This is a genomic window from Streptomyces sp. NPDC025721 (assembly GCF_055558595.1).
In genome coordinates this window covers 60,717-75,184 of the sequence record NZ_JBVHMF010000004.1, presented here as the reverse complement: position 1 = coordinate 75,184, position 14,468 = coordinate 60,717, and the positions used below count along the sequence as shown (strand labels likewise).

The following is a 14,468-nucleotide window of genomic DNA, read 5'->3' as shown; positions in this document are numbered from 1 at the left end:
CTCCTGATCGGAACGGGACGGCCCAGGCGCACGGCACTTCATCGCTTCCAGCGCGGGCCGCTTCCCGATGGTTGAACCCATCCCAGCGCGCCAGTCACGGCCCGTCGCCGAGCGTACCAAGTCCCTCGGGGGCGCGTACCGCGCGTCGGCCTGGTGAGACGGTTCCGCACACCCCTGCCCGCCCGCGTGCCCGCCCACCGGCGCCGGGGCCGCTCGCGCGGGGCGTCGAGAGGCGTCTGTTTGGATGGGGGCGAGGCTCCGGTGGCGGGGTCCGGAAGCCGTGGGGAGCAGCATGGATGCCGTCGGATCGCCCGTGAGGACCCGTGTGAGCGAAGGGGGCACGGGGGTGATCGAGCTGGACCGTCCGGGGGCGCTGAACGCGCTGGACCTGACGATGGTCCGGCTGATGACGCAGGCGCTGGAGGGGTGGCGCGACGACGCGGCCGTACGGTCGGTCGTGGTGCGCAGCACGTCGCCCAAGGCGTTCTGCTCGGGCGGTGACATCAGGGCCGTACGGGCGGCGGCGCTCGCCGGGGACGAGACGGCGGTGAAGACGTACTTCACGGCCGAGTACGGGCTCAACGCGATGATCGCGCGGTACCCGAAGCCGTACACGGCGCTGATCGACGGTTACGCGATGGGCGGCGGCCTCGGCATCTCGGTGCACGGGTCGGCGCGGGTCGTGACCGAGCGGGCGGCGCTCGCCATGCCGGAGACGGGGATCGGCTTCTTCCCCGACATCGGCGCCAGCTACTTCCTGCCCCGGCTGCCGGGCGCGGTCGGCTGGTATCTCGGGCTGACCGGTGTGCGGGTGTCGGGCGCGGCGGCCGTGGCGTGCGGTCTCGCCACGCATTACGTGCCCGCCGCCGAACTGCCCGCGCTGGAGGCGGCGCTGATCGGCGACGACGGCACGGACCCGGCGGGGGCGCCGTTGGCGCGGTACGTCGGCGCGCCGCCGTCGGAGCTGACGGACCACCTCGCCGCGATCGAGCGCTGCTTCGCGGCCCCCGACCTCGGCGAGGTGTGGGCGCGGCTGGTGGCGGAGGACGAGGACCGCGCGTGGGCGGACGACACGCTGGAGGCGCTGCGCCGCGCGTCGCCCGCGAGCCTGGCGATCACCTTCGACCTGCTGGCGCGCGGCGCCCGCGCGGAGCTTGAGGAGTGCCTGGCGGACGAGCTGGCATGGGCGTGCGCGACGGCGTTCACCCCCGACTTCGCGGAGGGCGTGCGCGCGGCGCTGGTCGACAAGGACCGCAAGCCGACCTGGTCAGCGACCCTGTAGCTCATTATGTGAGATACGGGTGTCATGATGTGGACGACGGGCGTAGCGTGACCGCTGAACTCGCCGTGCCGCGGCGGGAGCTGACGGCCCGAGGGTCGGGGAACGGAGTGCCGCGCCATGCCGAGGGAATGGGACGCCAAGACGTACGACTCGCTGCCCCTGCCGCACCTCGGCTGGGGACGGCGCACGCTCGGGCGGCTGCCGCTGGCCGGTGACGAGCGGGTGCTCGACGCGGGCTGCGGCACCGGCCGCGACACGGCGGGCCTGCTCGATCTCCTGCCGCGCGGCCGGGTGGTGGCCGTGGACGGCTCCGTCCGCATGCTGGAACAGCTCCGCGAACGCCTCGCCGGACGGCTGGACCGCGTCGAGGTCGTCCACGCCGACCTGACGCGACCGCTGCCGTTCGACGGCGAGGTGGACGCCGTCTTCAGCGTCGCCGCCTTCCACTGGATCGTCGACCACGCGGCGCTCTTCACCTCGCTCGCCGGACGGCTGCGCCCCGGCGGCCGACTGGTCAGCGAATGCGGCGGCCGGGGCAACATCGCGGCCGTCAACGCGGCCGTGGCCGACGTCCTGGGCGGCGCGCCCGACGTCTGGGACTTCGCCGGGGTCGAGGACACCCGGCGGCAGCTCGCCGACGCCGGGTTCACCGGCATCGAGGTCGGCCTCCGGCCGGACCCGGCCCGCTTCGAGCCCGGCGACCAACTGGAGTCCTACCTCGCCACCGTCGTCCTCGGCGCCCACCTCGACGGCATGGCCGACGACGACCGTGAGCCCTTCGTCAAGGCCGTCGCCGCCCGGCTCGCCGAACCGGTCGTGGACTACGTACGCCTGGAGATCGCGGCGACACGGGCGTGAGGGGCGGGGCCCGGCAGGGAGGGGCCGCACACGGGCCCTGTACGCCTGTTCCGCGCATGTCTCCCGGAGGCCCGCCTGCCCCGGAGCCGGCGCCCCGCCACCCCCCGGGCGGTACGGGACGCGGTCCGGTCGGGGGAGCCGTGACGGGGCCGGAGCGGCACTCGCGCGCAGGGCGCTCGAAGTCGCTGAACCGGTTGAGCGGAGCAGCGTCATGGGGCACCATGGGAGTCCGTCACACAGGGTGCGGCGACGTTTCAGCGTTGTTAAGGTGTGTGCCGATCGCATCCGAGCACGGCCCGCGCGGGCCCTGGCACCTTGAGGCCGAGTGAGCCCTGTGAAGCGTCCCACCATCGCCGACATCGCCGACGCCGCGGGTGTGTCCAAGGGCGCGGTCTCGTACGCGCTGAACGGCAAGGCCGGGGTGTCGGCGCAGACCAGGGCCCGGATTCTGGAGATCGCCGCGCGGATGGGCTGGCATCCGAGCAGCGCCGCCCGCGCGCTGTCCAACAGCCGCAGCGGCGCGATCGGACTCGTCGTGGACCGGCCCGCGTGGGTGCTGGGCATCGAGCCGTTCTTCATGCAGCTCATCTCCGGCGTCGAGGCCGGTCTCGCCGCCACCGGCACGGCGCTGCTGCTCCAGGTCACCGAGGACGCGGACGCCGAGGAGGCCGCGTACCGCCGCTGGTGGGGGGAGCGCCGGGTGGACGGCGTGCTCCTGGTCGACCTGCGCGACGACGACCACCGGCTGGGCCTGCTCAGGGAGTTGGAGCTGCCGGGCGTGGTGGTCGGCCACGCGGCAGGCGTCCCCGGCGTCCCGTCGGTGTGGCTCAACGACGCGGAGGCCGTACGGGAGACGCTGGCGTATCTGGCCGCCATGGGACACCGGAGGATCGCCCGCGTCGCGGGGCCCGCGCATTTCGTGCACACCCGCGAGCGCGGCGAGGCGTTCGACGCGGCGGCGGCCGAACTGGGCCTGACCGGCGTGAGCTGTGTGTACACCGACTACTCCGGCGAGGACGGCGCCCGCGCCACCCGCCGCCTGCTGTCCGGCGCCGACCGGCCGACCGCGATCGTGTACGACAACGACGTGATGGCGGTCGCCGCGCTGAGCGTGACGCAGGAGATGGGCATCCGGGTCCCGGCCGAACTGTCCCTGGTGGCCTGGGACGACAGCGAGCTGTGCCGTCTGGTGCACCCGGCGCTCACCGCCGTCAGCCGGCGCGTGCCCGCGTACGGCGAGCGGGCCGCCGCCGCGCTGCTCGCGCTGGTCGACGGCCAGGAAGTGGCCGACATCCTGCTGGAGGCGCCGGTCCTGGTGCCGCGCGGAAGCACGGCGCCCGCTCGGCGCTGAGGCCGCCCGCTGAGGCTGAGCCCGCCCGCTGGGCGCTGAGGCCGCCCGCTGAGGCTGAGCCCGCTCCCTGAGGCTGAGCCCGCCGGGGGAAAGAGGTGCGTCCCCGGAGCCCGCTCCCGCGCGCCGCCGCGCTTCTTCCTGCGGTCTGGACCAATGCCGCAGGTCACACGGGCCGCCCGCACGCATTCACCGCTGTTTCATTCCGTTACAGCGATTCAGCCCATGTTCAATCCCTTGACGCCTATAGAGCGCGCGAGTTAAATCACGTCGCGATATAAGTCGTGAAACAAGTGATGAAACAAGTGGGCGCCCCACGACTGCCCACTTCGTCATGTCAGGGCCATGCCATCTCAGCCGTAGAAAGGCAACCGGACCCATGAGCGCAGCAACCCGCCCCCACGCGGGCAGACGCCGCTTGCGGCGCACACTCGTCGGGATGCTCGCCGCCGCCGCGGCGGCCGTCACCCCCATGCTGGCCGTTCCGGCCACCGCGCACGCCGCGGGCGAGAGCGTGCAGGTCTATCTGACCACCACCTCCGACTCCGGCGGACGCAACGTCGTCAAGGGCCTCGAACAGCAGACGCCGCTCACCTTCGCGACCGGCACCGGCGGCTCGGGACAGAACGTCACCGTCGACGAGAAGACCACCTACCAGCAGTTCAGCGGCGGCGGCGCCTCGTTCACCGACACCGCGGCCTGGCTGATGAACTCCAGCGGCGCGCTGTCCGCCTCGACACGCAACACCGTGATGCAGAAGCTGTTCGACCCGGTCAACGGGATCGGCCTCGGCTTCCTGCGCAATCCGATGGGCGCCTCCGACCTGGCCCGCGGCAACTACACGTACGACGACATGCCCGCGGGGCAGACCGACCCGACGCTCGCGCACTTCAGCATCGCCCATGACCTGGCCGACGTCGTGCCGCTCACCAAGCAGGCGCGTCAGCTCAACCCCAACGTCAAGGTGATGGGCACCCCCTGGACCCCGCCGCCGTGGATGAAGGACAACGGCGCTTACAGCCAGGGCTGGTTGCAGTCGCAGTACTACGCCGCGTACGCGCAGTACTTCGTCAAGTACCTCCAGGCGTACCAGGCGCAGGGTGTGCCGATCGACTACGTCACCGTGCAGAACGAGCCCACCTGTTGCGGCGGTTACCCGTCGGCGCAGTGGAACGGCGCGGGGCTGGCGTACTTCACCAAGACCAATCTGCTGCCCGCGCTGCACGCGGCCGGACTGTCCACCAAGGTCCTCGCGCTGGACTGGAACTGGGACACGTACGACAGCTACGCCGCCCCCACCGTCACCGACGCGGCCATCCGCAACGACCCCAACTTCGGCGGTCTGGCCTGGCACGGATACGGCGGTGACGTCAGCGAGCAGACCACCGTCCACAACCAGTACCCGAATCTGCCCGCCTTCGACACCGAGCACTCCGGTGGCACCTGGATCGCCAACCAGCAGAAGGAGGACATGCACAATCTGATCGACTACACCCGCAACTGGGGCCAGAGCTGGGTCAAATGGAGCCTGGCGGTCGACCAGAACATGGGTCCGCACAACGGCGGCTGCGGCACCTGCACCGGCCTGATCACCGTGCACAACGGCGACAGCCGCAGCGGGCAGGTCGACTACACGATCGAGTACTACACGATGGGCCACCTCACGAAATTCGTGAAGCCCGGCGCGTACCGGATCGCCTCCACCGCCAACACCAGCGTGCCGAACGTCGCCTGGCGCAACCCCGACGGGTCCAAGGCGCTCATCGCCTACAACGACACGTCGTCCGCGCAGACGATCCGGGCCAACTGGGGCAACGAGAACTTCTCCTACTCGCTGCCCGCCGGCGCCTCGGCCACCTTCACCTGGAACGGCACCCAGGGCACGGGCAACGGCGGCACCGGCCACACCGGCGCGATCACCGGCTACGGCGGCAAGTGCGCCGACGCCGCCAACGCCAGCAGCGCCAACGGCACCGCCGTGCAGCTCTACGACTGCAACGGCACCACCGCCCAGCAGTGGACCGCCTCCGGCACCACCTTCCAGGTCCTCGGCAAGTGCCTCGACCTGGCCAGCGGCGGCACCGCCAACGGCACCCAGGCGCAGCTCTACGACTGCAACGGCTCCGGCGCCCAGCAATGGACGCACGGCGCCAACAACACCCTGGTCAATCCGCAGTCGGGCAGATGCCTCGACGCCACGGGACCCAGCTCGGCCAACGGCACCCGGCTCCAGATCTGGGACTGCACCGGGGCCGCCAACCAGCAGTGGACCACGCCCGCCGCGTGACCCCTGCCACCACGGGCGGCCCCGGTGGCGCCCCGGTGATGTCCTGACCTCGACGTAGGCTGTCGGCAGCCACCATTCCCGCTGATCAACCGCCGATCAGCCGTCGCCGACGGAAGGCAGCCGCCGTGTTCGCTCTGCACGCCCAGTGGCGAGCGGACCGGCGGCTCGCCTTGTGGACGGAACACACACCGCCGCGCACGGCGGGCGGCACGAGCCCGCCCGCCGCCGGTGACGCACGGGCGGCGGAGCCCGCCGCTGGTAGTCGTCCCAGGACGGCTACGGGCCGGGACGCGGACGGGGAGACTCCGGCGGGCGCGCCCGCCACGCACCCCTTCGCCGTGCCCGCCGCCGAGGTCGTACGGCTGCTCTCGACGGGCGGCCCAGGACTGGGCTGGCTCGCGGGCCGCGCCGCGCGCGGGACCGCGGGCCTCGTGCTGCCCACCACCGCCGGGCGGCCCCGGCCGTCGCCCGAACTGCGGACACCGGCCGCTCCCGGCGACGGTCGCGGCGCGCTCGCGCCCTGGACCGTACCGGCCGTCCTGTTCACCCCCGGCCAGGCCGCCCAGCTCCTCGGCGAGCTGTCGCACGCCGACCTGCCCGAGCTGCCCTACGGCGCCTCCGTGCGGTGGCTGGTCGCCGCCCACGACCTGGCGTGGCGGCTGGTCGGCCGGGGCAGGCTGCTGCCCGAACTCGTCCGCGAGGACGGCGTCCCGCACGCCCGGTGGCGCCCGGCGCCCGACGCCGCGGGCCACCAGGAGCTGGCCCGGCTGACCGCGGCCGTCCCGCCGACGCTGACCCTGGGCGCGGCCGACGGCGTGCGGTCGGCGGCCGGGCTCGTCACGGACGTCATGGCCGTGCTGGTGGACAGCGAGGCGCGGGCGGCGCTGGAGGACGCGGGGCCGCTGGTGAAGGGCGGGAAGGCGGCCGGAGCGGCCGAGGCGTGGGCGGTGGCGCTCGGCGCGGCGGACGGCCGGATGCGCGCGGCCGACCCGGTCGAGACGGCCCGGCTGGGGGAGCGGCTGGCCGCCTGGCACGCGTCGGCCGCCGCGGACGACCAGCCGCTGCGGCTCTGCTTCCGGCTGACGGAACCGCGCGGCGGCGACCTCGGCGCGGGCCCGGGCGACGGGGCGGAGGACGACGGCTGGAGTCTCGACTTCCTCGTCCAGGCCGTCGACGAGCCGTCGCTCACCGTCGAGGCCGCCGAGGTGTGGACGCGCGGCCCCGCGCAGGCCGCGCTGACGCGGTACGCCGACGACCCGCCGCAGACGGTGCTCGCCGCGCTGACCCGCGCCGCCCGCACGTATCAGGCGCTGCGCGCCGCGCTGGCCGGTGAGCGCCCCTCCGGGCTGCGGCTCGACCGGGCCGGGGCGCTGGAATTTCTGCGGGAGGCGGCCCCGGCGCTGACGGAGGCGGGCTTCGGGGTGCTGGTCCCGTCGTGGTGGCAGCGCAAGCCCGCGCTGGGCATGGCGCTGACCGTACGGGAGGCGCAGCCCGGCACCGTCGAGACGTCGAGCATCGCCGACCGGGACGCGATCGTGGCCTTCCGCTGGCGGGTGGCCCTCGGCGACCAGGCGCTGACCGACAAGGAACTCACCGCGCTCGCCGCCGCCCGGCAGCCGCTGGTACGCCTGCGCGGCCAGTGGACCGAGGTCGACCCGGAGCGGATCGCCGCCGTGCTGGCCTTCCTGGAACGCGCGGGCAGCGGCACCATGACCACGGGACAGGCCCTGCGGATCGCCCTCGACCCGACCGCGGCCGAGGCGGGGCTGCCCGTCACCGCGGTCACCGCCGACGACCCCGCCGACCGGCTCAGCGGCCTCGGCGCACTGCTGCGCGGCAGCGCGGAGCACCGCCCGGAACCGGTCGCCGTACCCGCCGACTTCACCGCGACCCTGCGTCCGTACCAGCAACGCGGCCTGGACTGGCTCGCGTTCCTGTCCCGGCTCGGCCTCGGCGCCGTGCTCGCCGACGACATGGGCCTGGGCAAGACCGCCCAGACCCTCGCGCTGCTCGCCGTGGAACGCGAGCGGGACGGCGAGCGGGAGGGTGACCGGGACCGCGACCGGGACGGCGACCCGGACCGGCGCGACCAGAGCGCGTACGGCCCGACGCTCGTCGTCTGCCCGATGTCGCTGGTCGGCAACTGGCGGCGCGAGACCGCCGCCTTCGCACCCGAGCTGCGGGTGTACGTGCACCACGGAGCGGGGCGGCTGACCGGTACGGAACTGGCCGCGGCGGTAAGAGGCGCCGACCTGGTGATCACCACTTACGGGCTGGTGCAGCGCGACCACGAGGCGCTGGCCGCCGTCACCTGGCGGCGGCTGGTCGTGGACGAGGCGCAGAGCGTCAAGAACAGCGCCACGCACCAGTACCGGGCGCTGCGCGCCCTGCCCGCCCGGCACCGGATCGCCCTCACCGGCACCCCCGTCGAGAACCGCCTCGCCGAACTGCACGCGCTGCTCGACCTGGTGAACCCCGGCCTGTTCGGTACGGCGGGCGCTTTCAAGGAGCGGTACGCGATTCCCGTCGAGCGCGACGGCGACGCGGCCGTGGCGGCCGAACTGCGCCGCCGCACCGGGCCGTTCGTGCTGCGGCGGCTCAAGTCCGATCCGGCCATCGCCCGCGAACTGCCCGCGAAGCAGCACATCAAGGTGGTGTGCAATCTGACCGCGGAGCAGGCCGCGCTCTACCGCGCGGTCGTCGCCGACATGCTCGCGCGCATGGACGAGACCCGCGGACTGCGCCGCCGCGCCCACGTACTGGCCGCCCTCGGCAAGCTGAAGCAGGTCTGCAACCACCCCGCCCACTTCCTCGGCGACGGCTCGTCTCTGGACGGCCGTTCCGGCAAACTCGCCCGTCTGGAGGAAACGTTGGAGACCGCGCTCGCCGCGGGCGACAAGACGCTGTGCTTCACCCAATACGCGGCCTTCGGCGCCCTGTTGCGCCCGCACCTGGCCAGGCGGCTCGGCACCGAGGTGCTGTTCCTGCACGGCGGCGACCCGGCGCGGGCCCGCGAGGACATGGTGGCCCGCTTTCAGGAGACGGACGGCCCCGCCGTCTTCCTGCTCTCCCTCAAGGCGGGCGGCACCGGCCTCAACCTCACCGCGGCCAGCCAGGTCGTGCACATCGACCGCTGGTGGAATCCGGCCGTCGAGGACCAGGCCACCGACCGCGCCTTCCGGATCGGCCAGCCCCGCGACGTCCAGGTGCGCACCTTCGTCTGCGCGGGCACCGTCGAGGAGCGCGTCGACGCGATGATCGAGGCCAAGCGCACCCTCGCGGACGCCGCCGTCGGCGCTGTCGGCGCGGGCGACACCGCGGCGGCGAACTGGCTCGCGGAGCTGACCACGGCCGAACTGCGCGACGCCCTGCGGCTGTCGGAGGAAGAGGCGGTGAGCGAGTGACGCGCCTCTGCGGTCGGTGCGAGTGCGGCGTCCCGGCGGACGCCGTGGGCCCCGGTGGGGGTACGGGCGCGGCGGGGACCGTAGCGGGGGTGAGCGGATGACCGGGGCGGGAAGCGGCGGCCGTACGTGGGCCGCACGGCTGGACGCCCGGCTCGCGGGGCTCGGGTACGCGCGCGGCCCGGCGTCGGGGCGCGTCACCGGACTCGCGGTGGAGCCGGGGCTGGTCACCGCCCGGGTACGGGACGGCGCGCCGACGCCGTGGACGGTACGGATCGAACTGCCGGTGCTGACCGACGCCGAGTGGCGACGGGCCGAGCGGGCCCTCGTCGCCGACTCCGACGCGCGTGAGCAACTCCTGGACGGCGAGCTGCCGCCGGACGCCGACGCCCTCTTCGCCAGGGCCGGGCTGCCGCTGCTCCCGGCCGGGGACGGCGAGCCGGTCCTGGAGTGCGACTGCCCGGACTGGGCGCTGCCCTGCGCCCACCTCACCGCCGTACTCGCCGCGCTCGGCGCCGCCATCGACGACGAACCGTTCCTGCTCACCACCTGGCGCGGCCGGGACCGCCGCGCCGTCCTGGACGCCGTACGCAACGGCCCGCCGCCCGTACCCCTCGACGACGACCCGGCCCCGGACGACGGCCCGGCCCCCGACGGCGGCTTCTGGGACTGCGGCGACCTCCCCGACCGCCGCGCCGCCGCCCCGGCACCGGCCGTCGCCGAACTGGGCCGTCCGGCGGTCAGCGTCCGCGGCCGGACCCTCACCGACACCCTCGCGCCCGCCTACGAGGCGTTCCTGACCTGGTGACCGCGCCCCGGTGGGCGCTCCGGTGGCCGGTCGGAGCCGACCCGCTGAGCGCGCGCCCCGGCGACCGGTCCGACGACCGCCGCGGCGCCATGGCGGGAACCCGCCGGTGACCTCGGCTTCCGCGCCGTCCGCCGCGCCCATGCGCGGCACTCTCCGGAGCTAATCCCGCGGCGGTGGAGAGTCACCCGACCGGGGACATGGCGACAGTCACGGTCTGCGCGCCGTTCACCGTACGCGGGCAGACTCCAGGCGTGGCCGGACCCCCAAGGCAGCCGGGACAAGGGGCCCTTGACGGACCCTCGCCGTCGCGGCGCGCGGGTCCGACGATTGACCCGGGTGGCCCTGTGCCGGTACGACGCCGCCCCGGAAGGCACCTAGTCTGGACAAACCGTCCCACTTCCCGCACTGCTACGCGCACCGTCCCCCGGCGGCCCCGGCCGTCGTACCGCATGCGACGAGGAGTCACCGTGTCCATCGCCCGTGACGAGGGTGCGCTCTGGCAGCGCAATTCGGTGCGGTCCGCCGCCATGCTGCTGCCGGTGGCCGCGGTCGCGGCGCTCGCCGTCAGCAAGTGGCCGATGATCGGCGACAGCGCCGGGCGGCTGGGCCAGGCGGACGCCGAGTGGATGACCGTCGCGGTCTTCGCCGCGTGCATGACGTGGGTCTGCTCGGCCGTCGCCCAGCAGGGCGCGGTCGTCATGTCGCTGCCGCCCGGCCGGCTGCTGGCCGCGCAGTTCGCGGCCTCGGCGGCCAACCACGTCCTGCCCGCGGGCGTCGGCGGCAACGCCGTCAATCTGCGCTTCCTGGTGCGGCACGGCATGACGCCGACACGGTCGCTCGCGGCGCTCGCCGTCCGCGCCTCGGCCGCCGCCATCGGCCGGGTGACGCTGCTGCTCGTCCTGCTCGCGCTCTTCCCCGACGCTCTGCAAGTGCACCGGCTGGCCCCCGACGGATTCGTGCTGCCCGCCGACCCCATGGTGATCGGCGCGGTCGCGCTGGTGCTGGTCGTGCTGGCGTTCGTGGCCTCGCGGTACGCGGGCCGCGCGCGCGACCGGGCCCGCTGCTTCCTGGCGTCGGTGGCCGACGACGTACGGACCCTGCACCGCGACCGGGCGCGCGTGGCGTGCCTGTGGGGTGGCTCGCTGGCCTTCCCCGCCATGCACGCGTCGGTGGTCGTCGCCGTGGTCAAGGCGGTCCACGCCCCGGTGCCGGTCAGCGGCATCCTGGTGGCGTACTTCTTCGCGAGCACCGCGGCGGGCTGGCTGCCGACCCCGGCGGGGCTCGGCTCGCTGGACGCGGCGCTCGCCCTCGCGCTGGTCACGGCCGGGGCCTCCGCGGTCGCCGCGACCTCCGCCGTGCTCGGCTATCGCCTGGTCACCACCTGGCTGCCGCTCATCCCCGGCGTGGTCGTGCTCGCCGTGCTCGTCAAGCGCCGCGAACTTTAAGGTACGTACCTTTGCCGGAAGCCTTGACTCCCCTCAGTCCCGCCATTTAAATCACGTCCTGAACTAAGACGTAAGGGAAGTCTCCCAGGGTGCCCCGCACCTCACTGTCTGTCAGGAGCATGCCCAAAACCGTTTTCTGACGACCCGACCGAGGAGTCCGGCAATGTCGGCATCACCCCCCACCCGACGCATACGCCCCCTCGCGCTGCTGGCCGCCGCAGGACTGCTGCTGTGCGGCTGGCTGCAACAGACCGCGTCCCCGCAAGCCACCGCGAGCAGGCTCGCCACCGCCTCGGTGGCGGCCACCGCCACCTTCACCGACGACTTCAACGGCCCCGCGGGAAGCGCGGTCGACAGCTCCAAGTGGGGCTACGAGACCGGTGACAACGTCAACAACCACGAGCGCCAGTACTACACCAGCGGTACCCACAACGCGGCGCTCGACGGCCAGGGCAACCTCGTCATCACCGCCCGCAAGGAGAATCCGGCCAACTACCAGTGCTGGTACGGGTCCTGCCAGTACACCTCCGCGCGGCTGTCCACCCCGCAGAAGTTCACCCAGACGTACGGCCACTTCGAGACCCGGATGAAGCTGCCGCGCGGCCAGGGCATGTGGCCCGCCTTCTGGATGCTCGGCAACGACATCGGCTCGGTCGGCTGGCCCAACAGCGGCGAGATCGACATCATGGAGAACGTCGGCTTCGAGCCCGGCAGCGTGCACGGCACCATCCACGGCCCCGGCTACTCCGGTTCGGCCGGCATCGGCGCCGGATACACCCTCCCCGGCGGACAGAGCTTCTCCGACGCCTTCCACACCTTCGCCATCGACTGGGCGCCGAACTCCATCAAGTGGTCCGTGGACGGCAACGTCTACCAGACCCGTACGTCCGCCGACCTCGGCGGCAACCGCTGGGTGTTCGACCACCCCTTCTACCTGCTGCTCAACCTCGCGGTCGGCGGCTACTGGCCCGGCGACCCCAACTCCGGCACCACTTTCCCGCAGCAGCTCGTCGTGGACTACGTGCACGTCACCACCAGCGACAGCTCGGGACCGGGCACCGGCACGGGACACGCCATCACCGGCCTCGGCGGCAAGTGCGTCGACGTGGCCTCGGGCAGCAGCGCCAACGGCGCCGCCGTGCAGCTCTACGACTGCAACGGCTCGGCCGCGCAGTCCTGGACGGTCGGCTCCGACGGCACCATCCGCGCCCTCGGCAAGTGCATGGACATCACCGCGGCCGGGACCGCGAACGGCACCCCGATCCAGCTCTACGACTGCAACGGCACCAACGCGCAGAAGTGGACCGTGAGCGCCGCCCACGACATCGTCAACCCGGCCTCCAACAGATGCCTGGACGCCTCCGGCAACAGCTCCGCCAACGGCACCCGGCTCCAGATCTGGGACTGCGCGGGCACCGCCAACCAGAAGTGGACCGTGACCGGCTGATGAGAGGGATCCGGCAGATGCGAAAGACCACCACACTCCTGGCCACCGCCGCGCTCGCCGCGGGAGCCCTGACCGCCCTCGGGATCAGCCAGGCGTCCGGCGCCGACGCCACCGGCGCCGTCACCGGCTACGGCGGCAAGTGCGTCGACGTGGCCTCGGGCAGCAACGCCAACGGGGCCGCCGTGCAGCTCTACGACTGCAACGGCAGCGCCGCCCAGGCGTGGACCGTCTCCTCCGACGGCACCCTGCGCGCCCTCGGCAAGTGCATGGACGTGACCGCCGCGGGCACCGCCAACGGCACCCAGATCCAGCTCTACGACTGCAACGGCACCAACGCCCAGAAGTGGACGTCGAGCAACGGCACGCTGGTCAACGCCGGTTCAGGCCGCTGTCTGGACGCGACGGGCCCCAGCTCCGCCAACGGCACCCGGCTCCAGATCTGGGACTGCGCGGGCTCCGCCAACCAGAAGTGGACGCTGCCCACCGGCGGCGGCACCCCGCCGACCACCCCGCCGCCGTCCGGCGGCACCGGCGTCCAGGCCGTCGCGCCGTACCTCTACAACGGCTGGGGCAACCCGCCGGACCCGACGACGATCATGAACGCGACCGGCGTCAAGTGGTTCACGCTCGCCTTCGTGCTCAGCAACGGCACCTGCAACCCGCAGTGGGACGGCGGCCGGGCGCTGACCGGCGGCGTCGACCAGAACACCATCAACAAGATCAGGGCGGCGGGCGGCGACGTCGTCCCGTCCTTCGGCGGCTACAGCGGCAACAAGCTGGAAGAGTCCTGCACCAGCGCGAGCGCGCTCGCGGGCGCCTACCAGAAGGTCATCAACGCCTACGGCCTCAAGGCCATCGACATCGACATCGAGGCCAGCGCCTACAGCAACGGCACCGTCCAGCAGCGCACGGTCGACGCGCTCAAGACCATCAAGGCCAACAACCCCGGCATCGTCGAGTACGTCACCATCGGCACCGGGCAGAGCGGCCCCGACACCGGCCTGATCAACAAGGCCGCCGCCTCCGGGCTGACCGTCGACAGTTGGACGATCATGCCGTTCGACTTCGGCGGCGCGGGCCAGAACATGGGCAACCTCACCACCAAGGCCACCGACGGCCTGAAGAACGCCCTCAAGAACGCGTACGGCTACACCGACGACCAGGCGTACCGGCACAGCGGCATCTCGTCGATGAACGGCATCACCGACAACAGCGAGACCGTCACCGTCGCCGACTTCCGCACGATCCTCGCCTACGCCCAGCAGCACCACCTGGCCCGGCTGACCTTCTGGTCCGCCAACCGGGACCGGCCCTGCCCCGGCGGCTACCCGAACGACGACACCTGCTCCGGCGTCTCCCAGCAGGCGTGGGACTTCACCCGCACCTTCGCGCAGTACGGCGGGTGACACCGCCCGAGTGACCCGGGTGGCACCCCCGCCGCGACGGCGGGGGCGCCACCCCCCGATGGCTCTCCGCTCCCCGGCCGTGTAGGCATGGTTCCCGCGATGCACCATGCGACGGCCGGGGAGCGGAGGCATGTTCCGATGACAGATCCGATGCCGCACACGGACGGCCCGGAGGCGAGCGGCGGC

At 73.2% G+C, this 14,468-nt stretch carries 9 protein-coding genes and 1 riboswitch; all 9 genes read left to right on the top strand.

Translation table 11 applies throughout. The features are described from left to right. Nucleotides 1–13: 13 nt before the first annotated feature. A riboswitch (ZMP/ZTP riboswitch) is annotated at nt 14–108 on the bottom strand. 217 nt (nt 109–325) lie between these two features. The 9 genes from ACZ4EF_RS08485 to ACZ4EF_RS08445 all read left to right on the top strand — a co-directional run bounded on the left by ACZ4EF_RS08485 (nt 326) and on the right by ACZ4EF_RS08445 (nt 14,282). Next, entirely contained in the window at nt 326–1,282 is a 957-nt protein-coding gene (locus tag ACZ4EF_RS08485) for an enoyl-CoA hydratase/isomerase family protein (RefSeq protein ID WP_467503458.1), read from the top strand. Between the two features lie 117 nt (nt 1,283–1,399). Further along, the gene (locus tag ACZ4EF_RS08480; RefSeq protein ID WP_467503456.1) at nt 1,400–2,140 is read left to right on the top strand and encodes a class I SAM-dependent methyltransferase; all 741 of its coding nucleotides are present in this window, start codon (nt 1,400–1,402) and stop codon (nt 2,138–2,140) included. Between the two features lie 334 nt (nt 2,141–2,474). Further along, complete coding sequence (locus ACZ4EF_RS08475) at nt 2,475–3,491, top strand: LacI family DNA-binding transcriptional regulator (RefSeq protein WP_467503454.1); 1,017 nt, start codon at nt 2,475–2,477, stop codon at nt 3,489–3,491. A gap of 376 nt (nt 3,492–3,867) precedes the next feature. Beyond that, nucleotides 3,868–5,775: a ricin-type beta-trefoil lectin domain protein gene (locus ACZ4EF_RS08470; protein WP_391163216.1), complete on the top strand. Its 1,908-nt coding sequence runs from the start codon at nt 3,868–3,870 to the stop codon at nt 5,773–5,775. A 125-nt stretch (nt 5,776–5,900) separates the two neighbouring features. After that, nucleotides 5,901–9,179, top strand: coding sequence for an SNF2-related protein (locus ACZ4EF_RS08465; protein WP_467503452.1), 3,279 nt, complete (start codon nt 5,901–5,903; stop codon nt 9,177–9,179). A gap of 97 nt (nt 9,180–9,276) precedes the next feature. Further along, nucleotides 9,277–9,984 (top strand): SWIM zinc finger family protein, encoded by a 708-nt coding sequence (locus tag ACZ4EF_RS08460; RefSeq protein WP_467503451.1) that lies wholly within the window; start codon nt 9,277–9,279, stop codon nt 9,982–9,984. Nucleotides 9,985–10,451: 467 nt separating this feature from the next. Beyond that, on the top strand, nt 10,452–11,429 hold the full coding sequence (locus tag ACZ4EF_RS08455) for a lysylphosphatidylglycerol synthase domain-containing protein (protein WP_467503449.1): 978 nt from the start codon (nt 10,452–10,454) through the stop codon (nt 11,427–11,429). 163 nt (nt 11,430–11,592) lie between these two features. Continuing rightward, complete coding sequence (locus ACZ4EF_RS08450) at nt 11,593–12,876, top strand: RICIN domain-containing protein (RefSeq protein WP_467503447.1); 1,284 nt, start codon at nt 11,593–11,595, stop codon at nt 12,874–12,876. 17 nt (nt 12,877–12,893) lie between these two features. Next, complete coding sequence (locus tag ACZ4EF_RS08445) at nt 12,894–14,282, top strand: ricin-type beta-trefoil lectin domain protein (protein ID WP_355346743.1); 1,389 nt, start codon at nt 12,894–12,896, stop codon at nt 14,280–14,282. Nucleotides 14,283–14,468: the final 186 nt, after the last annotated feature.

Excerpts from the sequence above, each read along its gene's own strand:
- ACZ4EF_RS08460 (WP_467503451.1), top strand. The coding sequence starts at position 9,277 with ATGACCGGGGCGGGAAGCGGCGGCCGTACGTGGGCCGCACGGCTGGAC.
- ACZ4EF_RS08470 (WP_391163216.1), top strand. The coding sequence starts at position 3,868 with ATGAGCGCAGCAACCCGCCCCCACGCGGGCAGACGCCGCTTGCGGCGC.
- ACZ4EF_RS08480 (WP_467503456.1), top strand. The coding sequence starts at position 1,400 with ATGCCGAGGGAATGGGACGCCAAGACGTACGACTCGCTGCCCCTGCCG.
- ACZ4EF_RS08450 (WP_467503447.1), top strand. The coding sequence starts at position 11,593 with ATGTCGGCATCACCCCCCACCCGACGCATACGCCCCCTCGCGCTGCTG.
- ACZ4EF_RS08445 (WP_355346743.1), top strand. The coding sequence starts at position 12,894 with ATGCGAAAGACCACCACACTCCTGGCCACCGCCGCGCTCGCCGCGGGA.